Annotated in this window: 18 protein-coding genes and 2 pseudogenes; 14 read left to right on the top strand and 6 right to left on the bottom strand. The window is 72.6% G+C overall.

Annotation, left to right across the window (positions count from 1 at the left end; all coding sequences use genetic code 11):
* Positions 1 to 14 precede the first annotated feature (14 nt).
* The 7 genes and pseudogenes from ACIPSJ_RS47460 to ACIPSJ_RS47430 form a co-directional block, all read left to right on the top strand.
* Positions 15 to 1,358: pseudogene (locus tag ACIPSJ_RS47460) on the top strand (aldehyde dehydrogenase family protein); the annotation flags it as partial.
* A gap of 258 nt (positions 1,359 to 1,616) precedes the next feature.
* Positions 1,617 to 2,324, top strand: coding sequence for a chitinase (locus ACIPSJ_RS47455; protein WP_401355828.1), 708 nt, complete (start codon positions 1,617 to 1,619; stop codon positions 2,322 to 2,324).
* A 35-nt stretch (positions 2,325 to 2,359) separates the two neighbouring features.
* Positions 2,360 to 3,265: an aldo/keto reductase gene (locus ACIPSJ_RS47450; protein ID WP_401355826.1), complete on the top strand. Its 906-nt coding sequence runs from the start codon at positions 2,360 to 2,362 to the stop codon at positions 3,263 to 3,265.
* Between the two features lie 137 nt (positions 3,266 to 3,402).
* Entirely contained in the window at positions 3,403 to 3,783 is a 381-nt protein-coding gene (locus tag ACIPSJ_RS47445; RefSeq protein ID WP_401355824.1) for a BlaI/MecI/CopY family transcriptional regulator, read from the top strand.
* The gene (locus ACIPSJ_RS47440) at positions 3,783 to 4,706 is read left to right on the top strand and encodes a M56 family metallopeptidase (protein WP_401356043.1); all 924 of its coding nucleotides are present in this window, start codon (positions 3,783 to 3,785) and stop codon (positions 4,704 to 4,706) included. Before ACIPSJ_RS47445 ends, ACIPSJ_RS47440 begins: the two co-directional genes overlap by 1 nt.
* A 185-nt stretch (positions 4,707 to 4,891) precedes the next feature.
* Positions 4,892 to 5,284, top strand: a complete 393-nt coding sequence (locus tag ACIPSJ_RS47435) for a VOC family protein (protein ID WP_355729247.1) — start codon at positions 4,892 to 4,894, stop codon at positions 5,282 to 5,284.
* Positions 5,285 to 5,327: 43 nt separating this feature from the next.
* On the top strand, positions 5,328 to 6,398 hold the full coding sequence (locus tag ACIPSJ_RS47430) for an adenosine deaminase (RefSeq protein ID WP_401355822.1): 1,071 nt from the start codon (positions 5,328 to 5,330) through the stop codon (positions 6,396 to 6,398).
* Here the strand turns inward: ACIPSJ_RS47430 and ACIPSJ_RS47425 are convergent.
* The 3 genes from ACIPSJ_RS47425 to ACIPSJ_RS47415 are packed head-to-tail and all read right to left on the bottom strand — an operon-like array spanning position 6,380 to position 9,382.
* Positions 6,380 to 6,895: a DUF664 domain-containing protein gene (locus ACIPSJ_RS47425; protein WP_359213296.1), complete on the bottom strand. Its 516-nt coding sequence runs from the start codon at positions 6,893 to 6,895 to the stop codon at positions 6,380 to 6,382. The genes ACIPSJ_RS47430 and ACIPSJ_RS47425 overlap by 19 nt on opposite strands.
* Before the next feature lie 27 nt (positions 6,896 to 6,922).
* On the bottom strand, positions 6,923 to 8,407 hold the full coding sequence (locus ACIPSJ_RS47420) for a carotenoid oxygenase family protein (protein WP_401355820.1): 1,485 nt from the start codon (positions 8,405 to 8,407) through the stop codon (positions 6,923 to 6,925).
* Between the two features lie 60 nt (positions 8,408 to 8,467).
* Positions 8,468 to 9,382, bottom strand: a complete 915-nt coding sequence (locus ACIPSJ_RS47415) for a LysR substrate-binding domain-containing protein (RefSeq protein WP_359213290.1) — start codon at positions 9,380 to 9,382, stop codon at positions 8,468 to 8,470.
* A gap of 111 nt (positions 9,383 to 9,493) precedes the next feature.
* Here ACIPSJ_RS47415 and mgrA point away from each other — a divergent pair, with 111 nt between their 5' ends.
* Positions 9,494 to 10,486, top strand: coding sequence for an L-glyceraldehyde 3-phosphate reductase (mgrA, locus tag ACIPSJ_RS47410; RefSeq protein WP_359213287.1), 993 nt, complete (start codon positions 9,494 to 9,496; stop codon positions 10,484 to 10,486).
* Between the two features lie 94 nt (positions 10,487 to 10,580).
* On the opposite strand, the gene ACIPSJ_RS47405 is transcribed toward mgrA, so the two are convergent.
* Entirely contained in the window at positions 10,581 to 11,000 is a 420-nt protein-coding gene (locus ACIPSJ_RS47405) for a nuclear transport factor 2 family protein (protein WP_401355817.1), read from the bottom strand.
* Positions 11,001 to 11,312: 312 nt separating this feature from the next.
* Between ACIPSJ_RS47405 and ACIPSJ_RS47400 the strand changes: the two genes are divergently transcribed.
* From ACIPSJ_RS47400 to ACIPSJ_RS47385, 4 genes are all read left to right on the top strand, one after another.
* Positions 11,313 to 11,723, top strand: a complete 411-nt coding sequence (locus ACIPSJ_RS47400) for a hypothetical protein (RefSeq protein ID WP_355729264.1) — start codon at positions 11,313 to 11,315, stop codon at positions 11,721 to 11,723.
* A gap of 68 nt (positions 11,724 to 11,791) precedes the next feature.
* The gene (locus tag ACIPSJ_RS47395; RefSeq protein ID WP_359213281.1) at positions 11,792 to 14,131 is read left to right on the top strand and encodes an FHA domain-containing protein; all 2,340 of its coding nucleotides are present in this window, start codon (positions 11,792 to 11,794) and stop codon (positions 14,129 to 14,131) included.
* Positions 14,132 to 14,139: 8 nt separating this feature from the next.
* A complete protein-coding gene (locus ACIPSJ_RS47390) occupies positions 14,140 to 14,688 on the top strand; it encodes a hypothetical protein (RefSeq protein ID WP_359213278.1) in 549 nt (182 codons plus the stop codon).
* Positions 14,688 to 15,653 carry a serine/threonine-protein kinase gene (locus ACIPSJ_RS47385; protein WP_401355814.1) on the top strand — a complete coding sequence of 322 codons (966 nt, stop codon included), beginning with the start codon at positions 14,688 to 14,690 and terminating at the stop codon, positions 15,651 to 15,653. Before ACIPSJ_RS47390 ends, ACIPSJ_RS47385 begins: the two co-directional genes overlap by 1 nt.
* On the opposite strand, the gene ACIPSJ_RS47380 is transcribed toward ACIPSJ_RS47385, so the two are convergent.
* Complete coding sequence (locus tag ACIPSJ_RS47380; RefSeq protein ID WP_401355811.1) at positions 15,650 to 16,939, bottom strand: streptophobe family protein; 1,290 nt, start codon at positions 16,937 to 16,939, stop codon at positions 15,650 to 15,652. The genes ACIPSJ_RS47385 and ACIPSJ_RS47380 overlap by 4 nt on opposite strands.
* Positions 16,940 to 17,094: 155 nt before the next feature.
* On the opposite strand from ACIPSJ_RS47380, the pseudogene ACIPSJ_RS47375 reads away from it, so the two are divergent.
* A pseudogene (locus tag ACIPSJ_RS47375) lies at positions 17,095 to 18,294 on the top strand (DUF6777 domain-containing protein); the annotation flags it as partial.
* 352 nt (positions 18,295 to 18,646) lie between these two features.
* Positions 18,647 to 19,099: an ATP-binding protein gene (locus ACIPSJ_RS47370; RefSeq protein WP_359213269.1), complete on the top strand. Its 453-nt coding sequence runs from the start codon at positions 18,647 to 18,649 to the stop codon at positions 19,097 to 19,099.
* Between the two features lie 106 nt (positions 19,100 to 19,205).
* Here the strand turns inward: ACIPSJ_RS47370 and ACIPSJ_RS47365 are convergent, their stop codons facing one another.
* The gene (locus ACIPSJ_RS47365; protein ID WP_355720213.1) at positions 19,206 to 20,093 is read right to left on the bottom strand and encodes an RNA polymerase sigma factor SigF; all 888 of its coding nucleotides are present in this window, start codon (positions 20,091 to 20,093) and stop codon (positions 19,206 to 19,208) included.
* Positions 20,094 to 20,214: the final 121 nt, after the last annotated feature.

The following is a 20,214-nucleotide window of genomic DNA, read 5'->3' as shown; positions in this document are numbered from 1 at the left end:
CCGTCGGGCCCGCGCGCACCACCAGCGAGGCATCCGTGAACCAGTCCCTCCCCGAGCAGCCCGCCGACGTCGTCGCCAGGCTGCGCGCCACCTTCCGCACCGGCCGCACCAAGCCGGTCGAGTGGCGCACCGACCAGCTGCGCCGGCTGCGCGCCCTGCTCACCGAGGGCGGCGCGGACCTGGCGGCGGCTCTCCACGCCGACCTGGGCAAGAGCACCACCGAGGCCTACCGCACGGAGATCGACTTCACGATCCGGGAGATCGACCACACCCTCGATCACCTGGCCGAGTGGCTGCGTCCCGAGCCCGCCCCCGTCCCGGCCCACCTGGGCGCCGACGCGACCGCCTGGACGCAGTACGACCCGCTCGGCGTCGTCCTCGTCATCGCCCCCTGGAACTACCCCGCCCAGCTGCTGCTGGCGCCGCTGGCCGGTGCCCTGGCGGCCGGCAACGCGGTCGTCGCCAAGCCCAGCGAGCTGGCCCCGGCCACCTCCGCCGCCCTGGCCCGGCTGCTCCCTGCCTACCTCGACCCCGACGCGGTCGCCGTCGTCGAGGGCGGAGTCCCGGAGACCACGGCCCTGCTCGCCGAGCGCTTCGACCACATCTTCTACACCGGCAACGGCGTGGTCGGCCGCATCGTGATGCGCGCCGCCGCCGAGCACCTCACCCCGGTCGCCCTCGAACTCGGCGGCAAGTCCCCGGCGTTCGTCGACCGCGACACCGACCTCGCGGTGGTCGCCGAGCGGCTGGCGCGCGGCAAATTCCTCAACGCGGGGCAGACCTGCGTGGCCCCCGACTACGTCCTCACCGACCCCGGGACGGCCGCCGCCCTGGAACCCGCCCTGGCCAAGGCCGTCCAGGCGCTGTACGGCGCCGAGCCGAAGGAATCCGGCGAGTACGGCCGGATCGTCAACGAGCGCCACTTCGACCGGCTCAGCTCACTGCTCGGCTCGGGCCGGGTGGTGGTCGGCGGCGACACCGACCGCGCCGTCAAGTACATCGCGCCCACCGTGCTCGCCGACGTCGACCCGGAGTCCCCGGTGATGCGGGAGGAGATCTTCGGCCCGGTCCTGCCGATCGTCACCGTCCCCGACCTGGACGGCGCGATCGGGTTCGTCAACGACCGTGACAAGCCCCTCGCGCTCTACGTCTTCACCGAGTCCGACGCCACCCGCGAGCGGTTCGCCGCCGAGACCTCCTCCGGCGGCCTCGGCTACGGCCTCCCGGTCGCCCATCTCACCGTCTCCGACCTGCCGTTCGGCGGGGTGGGGGAGAGCGGCATGGGCAGCTACCACGGCCGCTACTCCATCGAGACGTTCAGCCACCGCAAGGCGGTTCTCGCCAAGCCGCTGAGCTGATCCGCCGATTCCCTCCGGGCCCGGCCGCGTGCTGACGCGGCCGGGCCCGAGCGCTGCCGTTCCCGGCGGCGCCGAATGCCCGACTTCCTGGTTTCCGGGCGCAATTGCGGAAACCACCGAGCGGAGACCGGTCCCGGCTTGACTGGTCTACACCCTTGACTGGTACAGACCAAAGCAGTTGAGTGGGCCTCACACCCCCCACCGCGGCCGCTCCCCCTTCGAGGGGTGCGGCCGTGCTCCGCAAAGGAGTTGATCCGTGTGAGGCGTCGCATCGCCGCGCTCCTGACCTCGCTGGCCATAGGAAGCTCCGCCCTGGTGTTCCAAGCGGCCCCCTCGGCCTCGGCGGCCGGCTTCGTCGTCAGCGAGGCACAGTTCAACCAGATGTTCCCGAACCGGAATTCGTTCTACAGCTACAGCGGTCTCACCGCCGCGCTCAGCGCGTACCCCGGCTTCGCCAACACCGGCAGCGACACCGTCAAGAAGCAGGAGGCCGCCGCCTTCCTCGCCAACGTCAGCCACGAGACCGGCGGACTGGTCTACATCGTCGAGCAGAACACCGCCAACTACTCGCACTACTGCGACTGGAGCCAGTCCTACGGCTGCCCCGCGGGCCAGTCCGCCTACTACGGGCGCGGTCCCATCCAGCTCAGCTGGAACTTCAACTACAAGGCCGCGGGCGACGCGCTCGGCATCGACCTCCTCAACAACCCCTGGCAAGTCCAGAACAACTCCGCCGTGGCCTGGAAGACCGGCCTGTGGTACTGGAACACCCAGAAGGGTCCCGGCACCATGACCGGCCACAACGCCATGGTCAACCAGGCCGGCTTCGGGCAGACCATCCGCTCCATCAACGGCTCCCTGGAGTGCGACGGCAAGAACCCGGCGCAGGTGCAGAGCCGCGTCAGCGCCTACCAGAAGTTCACGCAGATCCTCGGTGTCGCGGCCGGAAACAACCTGTATTGCTGACCCCCTCGTCAGGGGCTGTGTGCCAGACTCCGTCGATGACCTCCGAAACGATCACCGCGGACGCCTCCGGCACCTGGAAACTGGGCGACCTGCCCGTCCACCGCCTCGGCTTCGGCGCGATGCGGCTGACGGGCAGCGCCGCCTTCCACCACGGCACCCCGAGCGACCGCGCCCGCTCGGTCGCCGTGCTGCGCAAGGCCGTCGAACTCGGTGTGAACCACATCGACACGGCGGCCTTCTACTTCTCCGCCCTGCGCTCCGCCAACGAACTCATCAACACCGCCCTCTCCCCGTACCCCGCCGACCTCGTCGTCGTCACCAAGGTCGGCCCCTTCCGCGACTACTCCGGCGAGTGGAACACCTCCGCCCGCCCGGACCAGCTGCGCGGCCATGTCGAGGAGAACCTGCGCCAGCTCGGCCGCGACCACATCGACGTGGTCAACCTGCGCAGGATGGGCCAGGACTCGATCGCCGAGCACTTCGGCGCCCTCGCCGAACTCCGCGAGGCGGGCCTGGTCCGGCACCTCGGCGTCTCCGACGTCGAACCGCGCCATCTCGACGAGGCGCTCGCCATCGCCCCCGTGGTGTGCGTGCAGAACCGCTGGGGCCTGGACATGCGGGATCCGGCCACCGGCGAACTGGTCCGCCTCTGCGGCGACCGGGGCATCGCCTTCGTGCCGTTCTTCGCCGTCGCGGGCGAGTCCGGGGCCCACGGAGCCACCGAGAACCACGACGAGGCCGTCCTCGCCGTCGCCCGCGCGCACGACGCCAGTCCCGCCCAGATCCGCCTGGCCTGGACCCTGCACCAGGGCTCGCACGTCCTGGCCATCCCCGGCACCGGAAACCCGGACCACCTCGCCGAGAACGTGGCCGCCGGCGCCCTCCGGTTCACCGGGGAGGAGCTGGCCCGGCTCAACGCCCTGCACACCGGTGCCGCCTGACCCGCGGGGGAGAATTCCTCCGTCCGCCGCGGCGGTCCTCCTCATAATGGCTCAAGGGTGGTGGCCGCCGCAGTGTTGACTACACTGTCGTAGACGGTCTGCCGGACTGTGGACGACGAAGGGGTGAGGAATCTTCCATGGCCGACGCGAAGGACGAACGCCGGCCCGCCGGTGAACTCGAGGCGAGCGTCATGGCGGCTCTCTGGGCCGCGGGTACGCCTCAGACCCCCGGCCAGGTGCAGCACAGCCTCGGCACCGACCTGGCCCGTACGACGGTGACGACGATCCTGACCCGGCTGCACGACAAGGGCGTGGTCGACCGGCACCGCCAGGGGCGCGGGTTCGCCTACGTCCCCGTCCAGGACGCACAGGGCCTCACCGCGAAGCGGATGCACACCGAGCTCGACCGGGACACCGACCGGGAGACCGTGCTCGCCCGGTTCGTCGCCCAGCTCAGCCCCGACGACGAGCGGGTGCTCCGCCATCTGCTCGAAGCCGACGAGCAGTCCGGTGGATGATGATCGCCCTGCTGATCCTGCCCCTGCTCGTGCCGTTCGTCCTGCCGGCACTGGCCCGGCGGGCGCTCGACCGGCTGTCGCCCGCCGCCGCGCTCTGGACGGTCACCGGCGCGGCCGTCGCCCTGGCGGGCTGCTCCCTGGCGGCGCTCGGCGCGTTCGTCCTCACCGGACTGCTGAGACTGCCGTTCTTCGCCTCGCTCGGTGAGCTGATCCGGCCGCTGCGCCTCGGCTCCGACCGCCTGGTGCTGCCGCTGGCGGCCGTCTCGGCCGGCGCCGTCGCGCTGGGCACCCGGCGCCTGGTCCGGACGGTGCTCCGCCAGGCCCGTGCCTTCCACGCGGCCCGCGCGGAGGCCGGGTGGGCCGCCGCGGGCGACCTGTGCGTCGTCGACTCGCCGTGTCCGGACGCGTACGCGCTGCCGGGCCGGCCGCACCGGATCGTGGTCACCACCGGGATGCTGCGCAGCCTCGACGGGGCCGAGCGGGAGGCGCTGTTCGCGCACGAGCGGGCGCACAACGCCGGCGGGCACCACTTCTTCCTGGCGGTGGCCGAGCTCGCGGCGCACTGTCATCCGGCGCTGCGGCGGGTCCGGGACGTCGTACGGCTGGCCGTGGAACGGGTCGCGGACGAGGCCGCGGCGCGTGCGGTGGGGGACCGGCGGCTGACCGCCCGCGCGATCGCGCGGGCCGCGCTGGCGAGGCAGGGCGGGGGTGCGGAGCGGCCGGCGTTCGTGCCGGGGGTGGCGTCGGGGCCGGTGCCGCAGCGGGTCGAGGCGCTGCTGGCGCCGCGGGGGCGGCGGCGGGCCGGGGGGTGGGTCGCGGTGCTGCTGGTGGCCTGCGCCGGGGTGTCGTGCGTGGCCTCCGCGACCGGGATGGCCGACTTCCACCATCGGGTGGAGGTCGCTCAGGGGGAAGCGGAGCGGTAGGGGTGGCCGGTCGTCGGGTGCGGGTCCGTCGTGGCTGGTCGCGCAGTTCCTCCCCCAGCCTTCGGCCGGGGGTACCCCCAGCGCCCCTGAAGGGGCGCTCCTGCCGGGCCTTGGAAAAAGGTGACTGGCATCCCTTTAGTTTTACGTATAACCTCTCCCGCTAACCGCTCCATCGAAAGGCCCCCATGCGACGCGTCGCCCTGGTCACCCTTGTCGTCGGCGACTACGACGAGGCGATCCGCTTCTACACCGAGGCCCTCGGGTTCCGGCTCGTCGAGGACGCGCCGCGCCCGGACGGGTCCCGCTGGGTCGTCGTGGAGCCGGGTGCGGAGGGGGCCGGCACCGGACTGCTGCTCGCCCGCGCCAAGGACGAGGAGCAGCGCGCCCGGGTCGGTGACCAGACCGGCGGGCGTGTCGGGTTCTTCCTGCACACCGACGACTTCGCCCGCGACCACGCCCGGATGGCCGCCGCCGGCGTGACCTTCCTGGAGGAGCCGCGGCACGAGCCGTACGGCACCGTCGCCGTCTTCCAGGACCTCTACGGCAACCGCTGGGACCTGCTCCAGCCCGCCGCCTGACCTGACCGATCACCCCGAACCACCTGCCGAGGAAAGCCCCGCCATGACCGCTACGCGCGTAGACGCAGCTGTGATCCGTCGCCTCCCCAAGGCCGTCCTGCACGACCACCTCGACGGCGGCCTGCGCCCCGCCACCCTCGTCGAGCTGGCGGCGCGGGTCGGTCACACCCTGCCCACCACCGACCCCGACGAGCTGGCCGCCTGGTACTTCGAGGCCGCCAACTCCGGCGACCTGGTCCGCTACATAGCCACCTTCGAGCACACCCTCGCCGTGCTGCAGAGCAAGGAGGGGCTGCGGCGCGTCGCCGAGGAGTACGTCCTCGACCTGGCCGCCGACGGCGTCGTGTACGGCGAGGTGCGGTACGCGCCGGAGCTGAACGTCAAGGGCGGGCTGACGCTCAACGAGGTCGTGGAGAGCGTGCAGGAGGGGCTCGCCGCCGGTATGGCCAAGGCCGCTGCCGCCGGCACGCCGGTCCGCGTCGGCACCCTGCTCTGCGGCATGCGGATGTTCGACCGCGTCCGGGAGGCCGCCGAGCTGGCCGTCGCCTACCGGGACGCGGGCGTCGTCGGCTTCGACATCGCCGGCGCCGAGGCCGGATTCCCGGCCGTCGACCACCTGGACGCCTTCCGGCTGCTGCGCGGCGAGAACGTGCCCTTCACCATCCACGCCGGCGAGGCGTTCGGGCTGCCCAGCATCCACCAGGCGATCCAGGACTGCGGCGCCCAGCGCATCGGGCACGGCGTCCGCATCACCGAGGACATCGTCGACGGCAAGCTCGGCCGCCTCGCGAGCTGGGTGCGCGACCGCCGGATCGCCCTGGAGATGTGCCCCACCTCCAACCTCCAGACCGGCTGCGCCACCTCGATCGCCGAGCACCCGATCACCGCGCTGAAGGAGCTGGGCTTCCGGGTCACCCTCAACACCGACAACCGGCTGGTCTCCGGCACCACGATGACCCGGGAGATGTCCCTGCTGGTCGAGGAGGCCGGCTGGGGCGTCGAGGACCTGCGCACGGTCACGGTGAACGCCCTCAAGAGCGCGTTCATCCCGTTCGACGAGCGCGAGGCCCTCATCGAGGACGTCGTCCTGCCGGGTTACGCCGCCGCGCTCTGAAGCAGTCCCCGCAGGTAGGCGGCCTGTCCGGCGTGCTGCAGGTCGTCGGAGAGGACGCTCACCAGCCGTACGCCCAGCGTGACCGGCGGATCCCAGCGGACGTCCACGATCCGTTCGAGGTCCGTCGCGGGGAGGTCGCGGAGCATCCGCAGGGTCTGCTCGTGCACCGCGTCGTAGTAGCCGGTCAGCAGGTCGCCGGAGTCCACCGTGACCTTCGCGACCTGCGCGGCCGTGTGGCCGTACCCGTGGTCATGGGGCGGCAGGTCGAGGCCGAAGCGTTTCTCCCAGCCCTGGGTGAGCCACACCTGGTCCAGGTCGAAGGCGTCGGCGATGTGGTCGTCCTGGATCCGGGTGAGGTGCCAGACCAGCCAGGTGACGGAGTTGGCGTCGGGGGCCGGGCGCCGGTTGAGCAGTTCGGGGTCGAGGCCGTCGAGGGCGGCGTGGACTTCTTCCTGGATGCGGCCGAAGCCGTCGATGAGGATGTCCCTTGCATGCATGCGACCACGATCGCGCATCCCCGGCCGTCATGCGTCCGGAATCCAGCTTCCGTGGAAGCCCAGCGGCACCCGGCCGGGAAGATGGATCCGGGCGACCGGCGCGCCGGTGAAGTCCTGCGCGGCGAGGATCACCAGGTCGGCGGCGCCCCGGTCGGGGTCGTGGACATAGGCGAGGGTGTACCCGTCGTCCTCCCGGGCCGCGTGTTCGCGCGGTACGAACACCGCCTCGCCCGCCGCGGCGCCCCTCGGCAGCCGGTGCACCTGGGCCGTGCCGCGGACGAGGTCGTGCTTGAGGAGGGCGTTGGAGAAGGCGCGGTCCGGCGGGTTGCCGTCGCCCGCGAGATAGGCGACGGACATCTCGGCGGCGGCCGCCGAGTAGCCGTAGCGGTGCCGGTGGGACACCAGCTCCTCGTTGACGCGCGGGAACTCCTGCGGCCGGTCGTCCAGGGTGCGCCGGCGGACCCGCCCGTGGCGCAGGTCGACGGTCCAGCGCTCCAGCCTCGCGGTGCCCACCGCGTGCGGTCCGTCGGTGGTCGGGCCCGCGACGTCGAACGGCGCCGGATACGTCGTCAGGTCGATCACCACGGACGCCCCCTCGTCGTACGCGTTGAGCGTGTGCGAGTAGAACACCGGGTCGACGTCGAACCAGCGGACCGCGCCCCCGCCCCGGGGCATCACACCCACCCGCGCCGGGTGCTCGCGGTTCCAGACGTACGGCACCGGGGCGCCGCGCTCGGCGGCCGCCGGGTCGAAGGAGACCGGGACGTCGAAGACCACCACATGCCTCTCGGTGAGGGCGAAGTCGTGCATCATCGGCGCGTCGGCGACCGGGATCCGGGTGGTGCGGGCGAGCCGGCCGTCCGGGCCGACCACCAGGTGCCGGACGTGGTCCCAGGTCGGGTAGTAGGTGATCGCGTGCAGCTCGTCGGTGCGCGCGTCGTACTTGGTGTGCGCGGTGAACGCGCCCTCCAGGGTGCCCCGGAAGTCGTGGGTGCCCACGGTGTTGAGCTCGCCGTCGAGCTCGTACGGCAGCGGGCCGCTCTCCTGCAGCGCGAGGATCCGCCCCCGGTAGGGGATGACATGCGTGTTGCAGGCGAAGTCGTCCGGCGGGACCGGGCGCGGGCAGGGCTCGCCGAGCTTCGCGGTCACCTGGGAGGAGCGCACCCAGCGGTTGCGGTACCACTCGGCACGGCCGTCCCGCAGCCGCACCCCGTGCACCATGCCGTCGCCCAGCATCCAGTGGTGGGCGCGCGGATCCTCCAGGCCGAGGACGTTCGGGCCGTTGCGCAGATACCGCCCGTTCAGTTCGCGGGGGATACGGCCGGTGACCGGCAGGTCGAAGGCCGTGAGTTCCTCGGTGACCGGGGCGAACGCGCCCTTCAGGAAGGGATACCGGTGCTCCGCCGACGCGGTTGCCGCCGTGGCCGGCCGAATCGACGCTCCCGTCAGCGCGCTCGCCGCCGCGATGCCCGCCGCCCCGCGCAGCACCGTACGCCGTGTGTGTTCCGCCATCTCCGCACTCCCCGTTTCCGTAGGTGACGGACACGAGTCTGCGGCGGCGGGGAGCCGGGGTCAGGAGGGGCAGGCCCCGTCCGGGGGTGGTGTCAGGCCCCCTGTTTCGAGGAGGGTGATCAGGGCCCGGGCCGCCGGGCTGGTGGCCGTCTCGGGCGGCAGCAGGGCGACCGTCTCGTACGCGGCCTCGTCGGTGTCCTTGAGGGCGAGCGCGGTGAGCGCGGGCCGCTTGTGCCGGAAGTGGCGGGGGACGACGGCGATGCCGAGGTTCTCGTCGACCAGGTCGAGGAGGCTGTGGACGTCGTTGACCTCCAGCGCGACCGTGCGCCGGACGCCCGCCGAGGCGAAGGCCGCGTCGGTCGCGCGGCGCGGGCCCCAGTCCGGGTGGAAATCGACGAACACCTCCCCGCCGAGGTCCTCCGGGAGCACCGCCGCGCCCGCCGTGGCCAGCCGGTGGCTGGGATGGCAGAGCACGGTGATCGGCTCGCTGGTCAGCGCCACCGAGCGCAGCTGGTCGGTGTCGTCCTGGGTGCGGTAGGCGAAGGCCAGGTCGAGCCGGCCCGCCGCGACCTCCTCGGCCAGCGCCCCCGACCCCGCCTGCCGCAGCCGGATCTCGACGTCGGGGTGGCGGCGCCGGAACGCGGCGAGCAGCCCCGCCACATGCACCCCGGCGATGCATTGCTCGGTGCCCAGCGCCAGCGTGCCGCGCAGCACGCCCTGCACCGCCGCCACCGCCTCGTGCGCGGAGCGCACCTGGGCGAGGATGCGCTCCGCCTCGCCGAGCAGCGCCCGGCCCGCCTCGGTCAGCGTCACCCGGCGGGTCGTCCGCACGAAGAGCGGCGCCCGCAGCTCCCGCTCCAGGGCCCGGATCGACGCCGAAAGACCGGACTGGGACACCAGCAGCCGCTCGGCCGCCCGGGTGAAGTGCTGGTCCTCGGCGACCGCCACGAAGTGCTGGAGATGACGCAGTTCCATGATTGAGAAGCCTAACCGCACAATTCCATCGGATTCTTCTGTTGGACCACTGCCCGCGGCTCGGGAAAGAGTGGGATCGGTAGTTCGTGTGCCAACCCCTCTGGAGTCGCGTTGTACACCGCACACCCCGACCGCTACGCCGACATGCCGTACCGCCGCAGCGGCCGCAGCGGCCTGAAGCTTCCCGCGCTGTCGCTCGGCCTCTGGCACAACTTCGGGCCCGACCGGCCGGTGACGACGCAGCGCGCCATCCTGCGCCGCGCCTTCGACCTCGGCGTCACCCACTTCGACCTCGCCAACAACTACGGCCCGCCGCCCGGCGCCGCCGAGTCCGCGTTCGGCGAGGCCCTGAAGGCGGACTTCGCGGCGTACCGGGACGAGCTGATCATCTCCACCAAGGCCGGCTATCTGATGTGGCCGGGCCCGTACGGCGAGTGGGGTTCCCGCAAGTACCTGCTGTCCTCGCTCGACCAGTCCCTGGGCCGGATGGGCCTGGACTACGTCGACATCTTCTACTCGCACCGCCCGGACCCGGAGACTCCGCTGGAGGAGACGATGGGCGCCCTGCACTCCGCGGTGCAGCAGGGCAAGGCGCTGTACGTGGGCGTCTCCAACTACTCGGCGGAGCAGACCCGCGAGGCCGCCCGCATCCTCGGCGAGCTCGGCACCCCGCTGCTCATCCACCAGCCCCGCTACTCGATGCTCGACCGCCGCCCGGAGACCGAGGGCCTGCTGGACGCGCTCGACGAGCTCCAGGTCGGCTCCATCGTCTTCTCCCCGCTGGAGCAGGGCCTGCTGACCGGCCGCTACCTCGACGGCATCCCCGAGGGCTCCCGGGCCGCGAGCGACAGCCCGTTCCTCAACTCGGACGCGGTCACCGAGGACCTGGTCGGGCAGCTGCGCGAGCTCGACGAGGTCGCCAAGGGCCGCGGCCAGACCCTGGCCCAGCTCGCCCTGTCCTGGGTGCTGCGCGGCGGCCGGGTGACCTCCGCGCTGATCGGCGCCAGCAGCGTGCGGCAGGTCGAGGACTGCGTCGGCGCCGCCGCGAACCTGGACTTCGACGCGGAGGAACTGACGCGGATCGACGCGATCATCAACCGGTGACGCGTTCGGTGACGCATTCGGTGTGGGGGACGCGTACCGCGTCCCCCTCACCCATTCCGGTCGCCTCGCGTGAGCGGCAGAACTCGGCGCCGGCTCAGGCTCCGGCCGGAACCCGGTCGAGGAAACCCAGCACCCGGCGGATCCGGCCCTCCTCGTCGAGCGTGACCACGTCAAAACCGGCCACCGGAGCGGAGCCTCCCCCAGAGGGGGTACCCCCAGCCTCGTTCACCAGCTCCCAGCCGAAGCGCGCGGTGTCGTGGTGGCCGTCCACGGCGCCGAGCGGACGGAACACGAAACCGGGGAACCGCGCGTGCGCCGCCGCGATCACGGCCGCGATCTGCGCATGCCCGGCGACATCGGTTGGGGGTCCCCCCTCTGGGGGAGGGTCGGTGTAGGAGCCCTCCGGAGCCCAGGCGGCCGCGACCGCCTTGCCGAGCGCCTCCGGCTCGGTGGCGTTCCAGGCCTCGAAGTAGCGGGCGGCGGCGGTCTGGTGACGGTCGGTGTTCACGGACATGGCGGATCAGCCTCCATCGAGGGTCGTCATCGCTGGTCAGGTGGTGGATCGCGGTGTGCGGCGATCCGTTGGCACCACCCTGCCCGGGTCCGCGCGACGGGTCGATTACCCCTCGGGTAATGAAGGTTGGCCGGTACAGCTCGCGCATTTCGGCCAATTCGTAGAGGGAATATGCCAAGAGACTGGCCGGAAAGGCGTGGTGACAGTGTTTCGAAAGTGAACATACTCGAATGTCAGGAGCACTTCACCGCACAGGAGCCGCACGGAAAACCGGCCCGCGACGGCACACCGGCGAGCTACGGGGGAGTGATCGTGCACGACGAATTCCTGTGCCATGTCACGGCATACGGTACGTGCGGCGGGCAGCGCATCGGCGTTCCGCTCGGCACCTACCGTGCGCCGACCCTGGCACTGGCGCTGTGGTGGTTACGGGACCGGGCCTCCTGGATCGCGGAACGACTGGACCCCTTACCCGAGAACCCCAGATTCCCGCGGGGAGCGCTCGTCCCGGTCGCGGAGACCGTCCTCGACGTGCCCGGCCTGCTGCGCGCCTGGTGCTCCGACGTGGTCCGGCAGGAACTCGTCGCCGACGAACTGGCCGGCGGACGGCTGGTCAGGATCGCCGTCCAGGACGACACCACCGAGTACGAACTGCTCGCCGAGTCCGTCGACGCCCTCCGTATGCAGCGCACCATCCCGGCACTCGTCGTCCCCGTCGCCTGACACGTGACAGCCGCCGCCCCGGCGGCATGACCAGGCACATAAGAGGTCAGATCGGTAGAATTCTGGCCATGGTGGAGCGGCCGGTCGCCTCGACGGCGCCCGAACTCGTCCTGGAGACCGACACGGGCTCCACGGTGATGAGCCCGGGCCGCGATTACCACGTCGGGCGCGACCCGTACAGCGACATCGTCATCGACGATGCCCGGGTCTCGTGGCACCACGCGGTGCTCCGGCCCGCCGACGGCCACTGGACCCTTGAGGACGAGGACAGCACCAACGGCACCTACGCCGACGGCCGCCGCGTCCGGGAATGGGAGGTCGGCGCCGGCACGGTCATCCGCTTCGGCAGCCCCGCCGACGGCCCGAGCGCCGTCCTGGTGGGCCGCGCACCGCCCGCCCCGGACCGCCCCTCCGTCGTCTCGATGCCCAGCCGGACCGGCACCTTCCGGCAGCCGTCCTCGGTACGGCCGCTCCAGGCCGGCACGGTCCGCATCGGCCGCGCCCTCGACAACGACGTCGTCGTCGACGACCTCGTCGTCTCCCGCCACCACGCGGAACTGCGCGCCCACCCCGACGGCGGCTACGAGATCGTCGACCTGAACAGCCACAACGGCACCTACCTCAACGGCCGCACCGTCACCCGCGCCCCGCTCGGCCCCCGGGACGTCGTCGGCATCGGCCACTCGGCGTTCTGCCTGGTGGACGGCCGGCTCCAGGAGTACGTCGACACCGGCGAGGTCTCCCTCGACGTCCAGGACCTGACCGTCGCCGTCGACCGCGGCCGCAAGATCCTGCTGGACCACGTCTCCTTCCCGGTGGGCGAGAAGTGCCTGCTCGCCGTGGTCGGCCCGAGCGGCGCCGGCAAGTCCACGCTGCTCGGCGCCCTCACCGGGCAGCGCCCCGCCGAGCACGGCACCGTCCTCTACGACGGCCGCGACCTCTACCGCGACTACGCCGAACTGCGCCAGCGCATCGGCCTGGTCCCGCAGGACGACATCCTGCACGTCCAGCTCACCGTCCGCAGCGCCCTCACCTACGCCGCCGAACTCCGCTTCCCCGAGGACACCGCCAAGGCCGAACGCCGGGAACGGGTCGAGGAGGTCATCCGGGAACTGGGCCTGGAACAGCGCGCCGAGCAGCCCGTGCACAGCCTCTCCGGCGGACAGCGCAAGCGGGTCAGCGTCGCCCTGGAACTGCTGACCAAGCCGTCGCTGCTCTTCCTCGACGAACCGACCTCCGGACTGGACCCCGGCATGGACCGCTCGGTGATGAACATGCTGCGCGGCCTCGCCGACGACGGCCGTACCGTCATCGTCGTCACGCACAGCGTGCTCAGCCTCGACGTGTGCGACCGCCTCCTGGTCCTCGCGCCGGGCGGGCGGACCGCCTACTTCGGACCGCCCGGCGAGGCCCTCGGCTTCTTCGGGTTCGACGAGTGGCCCGAGGCCTTCGAGGCGTTCGAGCGGGACACCGGCCGGGACTGGGCGGGGGAGTACCGCGACTCGTCGTTCCACCGGAAGTACATCGTGAACTCCAGCACGCAGCCGGTGGTGGCGCGCAGCGGGCCCCTCGCCCCGGCCCCGCCGCCGCGCCCGCGCAGCTGGGGCGCCCAGTTCTCGACCCTGGTCCGCCGCTACACCGCCGCGCTCCTCGCCGACCGGACCTTCCTCGCCATCATGATCGGACTGCCGTTCGTGATGGGCGCGATGGCCCGGGCCGTCGCCGGCAACAAGCTCACCTTCGACACCGCGACCAACGCGCTGCTCACCCTGTGCGTGGGCGGGGTGCTCACCGGCGCGGCCAACGCGGTGCGCGAGCTGGTCAAGGAGCGGGTCATCTACCAGCGCGAGAGAGCCGTCGGCCTGCCCAGATCGGCCTATGTGATGTCGAAGGTCGTCGTCCTCGGCGCCATCACCGTGCTCCAGGCGATCGTGCTCACCCAGGTCGGCCTGGCCGGCGTCGACCTCAACGCGCCCGGGGGCCGAGGGGTGCTGATGCCGCCCCTGCTGGAGATCACCGTCGCCGTGGCCGTGCTCTCCTTCACCGCGATGATGCTGGGCCTGCTGATCTCCGCGCTGGTCCGCAAGGAGGAGGTGACCATGCCACTGCTGGTGCTGCTCACCGTCGTGCAGGTCGTCTTCTGCGGGACCCTGCTGAAACTCGACGGCGTGCCCGGCCTCGAACAGCTCGCCTGGCTGGTGCCCTCGCGGTGGGCGCTCGGCGCCATGGCCGGCACCGTCGAACTGCACCGGATCGTCCCCGGCACCCTCACCGCCGACCCGTTCTTCCGGCATTCGGCGGGCGTCTGGCTGCGCAACATGGTGATGCTGGTGGTGCTGTCGGCCGGCTTCGGCCTGGTGCTGTCCCGGCTGCTGCGCCGGCACGAACCGGCCGTGATGCGAAAGTAGGCGAGGCGATGACGACGACGCCAGGATTCCGGCCCACCCACGTCGTCCCGGCCGACGGCATGCCCGCCTGGGAGGCCCCCGACCCCGCCCGGCCCACGGTGCCCCTGGACCCGCTGCTCCCGGTGCAACTGGTGGAGCGGCGCGGCGACTGGGCGCACATCAGCTGCGCCAACGGCTGGGCCGCCTGGGTCGACGGCCGCTACCTCGTCGCCGTACCCCACGACCCGCCCCTCACCGGCGGCCCGTCCACCGAGGCCACCGACCCGCGTCCGCTGCTGGCCCGCGCCGAACGGGCCCTGGCCGACTACAACGCCGCCGTCGAGGAGCTGGCGGGCGGCGCCCTGGACGGCGAGTCCTTCCGGGACCGCACCCACGGGCTGCGCATCGGCGTGGTGGTCGACGGGGAGTCCGTGTGGCTGTACGACCCCGCCGAGGGCCGCTGGCTGTACGGCGACGGACGACGGCTGACCACGTACGTCACCGACCGGGCCGAGCCGGGCAGCGACGGCCCCGGCCACTACCCGACCCGGGTGGTCACCCCCGGCGGAGAGCGCTGATGACCGGCGGCGCGCAGGCGCTCGCCGACCTGACCGGCCAGGAGATCGCCGGCTACCGGATCGGGAGCCGGCTCGGCCGCGGCGGCATGGCCGTCGTGTACCGCGCCCACGACCCGCGCCTGGACCGCACGGTGGCACTGAAGCTGCTCACCCCCGAACTCGTCCGCGACGACACCTTCCGCCGGCGCTTCATCCACGAGTCCCGGGCGGCCGCCGCCATCGACCACCCGCACATCGTGCCGGTCTACGAGGCGGGCGAGGCCGACGGTGTCCTGTACATCGCCATGCGCTGCGTCGACGGCTGCGACCTGCGTCAACTCCTGGACCGCAAGGGCCCGCTGCCGTTCGCGGCGGCCGTGCGGATCGCCGCCCAGGTGGCGTCCGCGCTGGACGCGGCCCACGACCACGGCCTGGTCCACCGGGACGTCAAGCCCGGCAACATCCTGGTCGCCCGGGGCCCCGACAGCGACCACCCCGAGCACGTCTACCTCACCGACTTCGGCCTCACCAAGAAATCCCTGTCCCTGACCGGCCTCACCTCCGTCGGCCAGCTGGTCGGCACCCTCGACTACGTGGCGCCCGAGCAGATCGCGGGCCGCCCGGTGGACGGCCGCTGCGACGAGTACGGCCTCGCCTGCGTCGTCCACGAGACCCTGACGGGCCGTCCGCCCTTCGTGCGCGACGACGACATGGCCGTGCTCCGGGCCCACCAGTACGACGAGCCGCCCGCGCTCACCCCGGGCCGCCCCGACCTCGGCCCGGCCGTGGACCAGGTCCTCGCGAAGGCCCTCGCCAAGTCCCCCGCCGACCGCTACGGCTCCTGCCTCGCCTTCGTCACCGCCCTGCGCACCGCCACACCGGCCGTCACACCCGCCGCCGCGCCGGCGCCGGCCGACACGCCCGGGGAACGGCGGTCGGTCACCCGCCCGCCGCCCTGGGCGGCACCCGTCCTGCGGGACCGCTAGGCGGCCACCTCGCCCCGCCGGCGCACCCGCCGGGCCGCCGGCGCGCCCACGAACCCGGCGACCAGACCCCAGAGCGCGCCCAGCCCCACCGCCGACCACAGGCGCGGCCGCAGCAGCACCTCGCCCGACAGGCCGCCGCCCAGGTCGCCGAGGCCGAGCAACGAGAGGCCGTAGTGGGCGGAGACTCGGACGGTCAGGCAGAGCGTCAGCATGGTGAGTGCGAGGGCGATCGCCAGATGCAGCGCGTGCTGCCAGGGGCGCATGCGGGCGGGGGAGCGCACCACCATCACGAGGGCGGCCGCCAGCAGCAGCACCGCGGCCACCCCGACCAGCCACCACGCCCTGCCGTCGTGGGCCGCCAGGGTGCGCACGTTCAGGGTGGAGACGTCCGGGGTGCGCAGCACCTCCGCGAGCACCTTCGGCACCGGCAGACCGAACGGGCCGTCGACTCGGCCGTCCCAGGTCGCGCCGAGACCCACGGTAAGGGCCAGCCACGCCAGGTTGGGCAGCCCGAGCAGGATCAGCGCGAGGGTCTCCCTGGCCTGCCCGCGCGTCACCATCGTGACCAGGGCGATCACCAGCGCCAGCGCCACGTACGCCAGGACGAGCACGACCATCGCGTACGCCGCCGGGCGCACCGACGCCTGGAAGCGCAGCAGCCGCCCGGGCAGCGGCGCCCCGCGCGAGACCAGCAGCGCCAGCAGCAGGATCCCGGCCAGCCAGAGCAGCCCGAACCCGACGGTCAGCGGCACGTCCGTGGTGAAGCCCACCCTCGGCGAGGCGTCGAGGAGGTCGGTGACGTCACCGAGGGCGCCGGTGCCCACGTTCACCGTGAAGGTGTGCCGGGCGCCGAGAGCGAGGCCGATCAGCGCGAGCAGCCACAGCACCGCCAGCCGCGCCGCCCACCCGGCCAGCTCCCGGGCACCGGCCACCGCCCGATGCCGCAGCGGCCGCAGGAAGCCCCCGGCCACCACGAGCGCCCCGACCAGCGTCACCGACAGGGGTACGGCGGTCAGCCCGGCGTTCGTCCGGGCCAGTTCCCCCGCGTTCCCCGACAGCTCCACCGTGCCGCCGACCGCCGTCACCACGGTCGCGAGCACCACCGGCCCGAACGCGCCCTTCGGCAGGTCCGTCGCGCCCGCCGCCCACAGCCCCCCGGCGGCCACCGCGGCCATGGCGACCGTCGCGGCCAGGACCACGGACAGGGCCAGTGGCCAGCCGTGCCGGGCCACGAGGCGGGCGGCCGACTCGGCCACCGGCCGCTCGGAGGCGATTCGGGGGCTCACGCTGTCACGCTAGGCAACGGCCGGACACCCCGCCCGCCGGGTGAGCCGTCCGCGTCCGCTTGCGGACGCTACGGGACCGGCGCACATTGGGCTCGTTGTGCATCAAATGAGGCATTTTTTGCAAATGCCGTTTATCGCAACGGGGAGATGAGCGCGTGAGCGTCCAACCGCCGTCATCCGGCCGCCCCACGGGGCCTCCCTCCGGCCCGCTGTCCGGGCCCTCAGGACCACCGGCCGGACCCCCCTCGCAGCCGCCCACCGGCGGAGGCGGCGAGGACGGACGGCCGCACCAGCCGTGGTGGCGGTCCGCTCCCCGGATCGCCATGCTCACCACCGCCGTGGTGGTCGCCGCCGTCCTCGCCGTGGTCCTCACCCGTGCGGGCAGCGGCACCGGCAAGCGCGGCGAGGTCTTCCTCCAGGCCGCCAACAGCGCCGGCCAGGACCCGTTCACCGAGTCCACCGCGGTGAAGAGCTCCGTGACCTCGGAGTCCCCCGCCCCGTCCGCGTCGGTGGTCTCGGGGGCCCCGGCGAACGAGGTGCGCGGGGTGAGCGGCGCGGCGCCCGGCCTGTACAGCGGCACCCAGAACAGCGGCAGCTGCGACGTCGAGCAGCAGATCAAGTACTTCCAGGCCTCGCCCTCGCGCAACAGGGCGTTCGCCTCGCAGGTCGGCGTCCAGCCCTCCGGCGTCCCCGCCTACCTGCGCTCGCTCACCCCCGTGCAGCTGCGCGCGGACACCCGGGTCACCGCCCACGGCTACCGCGACGGCGGCGCGACGACCTACCAGTCGGTCCTCCAGGCCGGTACCGCCGTCATGGTCGACGGGCACGGCGTGCCCCGGGTGCGGTGCGCCTGCGGCAACCCGCTGACCCCGCCGGTCGCCCAGCGGACCACCCCCCGGACCACCGGCGCCGCCTGGCCCGCGTACCGGCCCGGGAACGTGGTCGTCGTCGCGCCCGCCGCGCAGGTCGTCAACGTCTTCGTCATCTTCGACCACCGGCACGACGACTGGTTCGGCCGCCACCGGGGCGACCACACCGGGCACCAGGACCACCGCACCAGGCCTCCGGCCGACCCGAACCCCATGTACCCGCCGGCCTCCACCGGCCCCTCGCGGCCGTCCAGCCCCGGCACCGGCTCGTCGCCGCCCTCGTCGCACTCGCCGTCCTCGAAGCCTCCGTCGGCGAACTCGCACTCCCCGTCCTCACCGCCGCCGTCCTCGAAGCCGCCCTCGTCCCAGCCGCCGTCCTCGATGCCGCCGTCCTCCGTGCCGCCTTCGTCGCAGGGCCCTTCGGCGGAGTCCCCGAAGACCGAGTCGCCCAAGACCGAGTCGCCGAAGACCGAGTCGCCGAAGAGCGAGTCCCCGGGGTCCGAATCGCCGGCGACCGAGCCGGGGCCGGGGTCGAAATCCCCGGAGCCCCTGAAGCCGCCGGAGTCCCCGAAGTCTCCGGAGTCCCCGAAGTCCGAGGTGCCGCGCTCCGAGGGGCCGCCGTCCCCGGCGTCGCCCGGTCCCGAGTCCGCGGTGTCCTCCGCCGCCCCCGAATCCCCGGTGGTCCCGCCCGGCTCGGCCCCCGCGTCCCCGCCGGTGTGAGAAGCGCGACGTTCTTGTGCGCGATCGGCGAACATCTCCCGGGACTGCCCGACCGCACTCGGGGTACGAGCATGGATGCAACAGCGACCGGCCGTACCGGCCTCCGAGAGAGACACGCATGACCGAACACCTGGGCGGGGCAGTGATACCGACTGGCTTCGACGTACCCGTGGAGCCGCTGCGGCGGGCGGCGCACTACACGGGCGAACCCGGCTGCATAGCGGAGGCGCGGGATTTCGCGGCCCGCTTCCTGGAGCAGCTCAGGACCGAGTGGTGCGCCGCGATCGACCCCCGGGCCGACGGAGAGCTGCTCCTCGTGGTGAGCGAACTGGTCACCAACGCCGACCGGCACAGCAACGGCCCGTACATCCTCGAACTGGAGGGCACGGACAGCGCGGTCCTGGTCTCCGTGTACGACAGCAGCGCCGCGCTGCCCCGCCGCTTCCCCAGGGACCCCGAGCGGGTCGGCCGGCACGGCCTGGAGATCGTGCACGCCCTGGCCGCCGAGGTCAGCGCCGAGCGGGTGCCGGTCGGCAAGCGGGTGCGGGCCCTGGTGCGCTTCCCGCACTGACCACTTCCCGCACTGACCGCTTCCCTCTTCCCGCTTCACCGGCCCTCGCGGACACCACGGGCGCCGCCCCACGCGCCGGTGTGGGGCAGCGCCCGGAGTCCTGCCGTCAGGCGCAGCCGAGTTCGCCCAGCATCCCCTGACGCAGGCGTGTGATGATCCGCTTGATCAGCCGGGAGACATGCATCTGGGAGCAGCCGAGGCGCTCGCCGATCTCCGCCTGGGTGGCTTCCTCCACGAACCGCAGATGGATGATCTCCCGGTCGCGTTCGCTGAGTTCGGCCATGAGCGGGGCCAGCGACTGGAAGTCCTCCACCAGCCGCAGTCCCTCTTCCTCGACGCCGATGAAGTCGGCGAGCACGGACTCGCCGTCCTCGGGCCCGTCCCCGGTCAGGGCCGCGTCCAGGGAGGAGGAGTTGTAGCCGTTGGACGCCAGCTGGCCCTCGACCACCTCGTCCTCGGACAGGTTCATCAGCGTGGCCAGTTCGACGACGCTCGGTTCCCGGTCCAGCCGGCTGGACAGCTCCTCGCGGGCCTTGGCCAGCTCGACGCGCAGCTCCTGGAGCCGGCGCGGCACGTGCACCGCCCAGGTGGTGTCCCGGAAGAACCGCTTGATCTCGCCCACGATGTACGGGAGCGCGAAGGAGGTGAACTCGACCTCGCGCGACAGCTCGAACCGGTCGATGGCCTTGATCAGGCCGATCATCCCGGTCTGGACGATGTCCTCCATGTCGTCGCCCCGGTTGCGGAACCGTCCGGCCGCGAACCGCACCAGCGACATGTTCATCTCGATGAGCGTGTTCCGGGCGTACTGGTACTCCGGGGTTCCTTCCTCCACCTCGGCCAGCCGGCGGAAGAACTGCCGGGACAACTCCCGCGCGTCGCGCGGGGCCACGGACTTCGGGTCCTCGATTCCGGGCAGGGCTCCCTCCGCTGTCAGCTCTTCCGCGGTGTGCGCGGTGACCACTGCTTCCGACCGGATCCCGGCGGTTTCCATTTCCCTCTCCCAAGTCACGGTTCGGCGGCTGCCTCTTCGGCCTGTCGTTCCGGCCCTCTCCAGGGTTTCGCCCCTGGGTCGGGTACCCGGAACCGGACATCCCATGCGTGCTTGACGGTCG

The organism is Streptomyces sp. NPDC090088, assembly GCF_044747345.1.
GTDB lineage: Bacteria > Actinomycetota > Actinomycetes > Streptomycetales > Streptomycetaceae > Streptomyces.
Note: the sequence above shows the minus strand (reverse complement) of the source record. Positions and strands in the feature narration are given on the sequence as shown.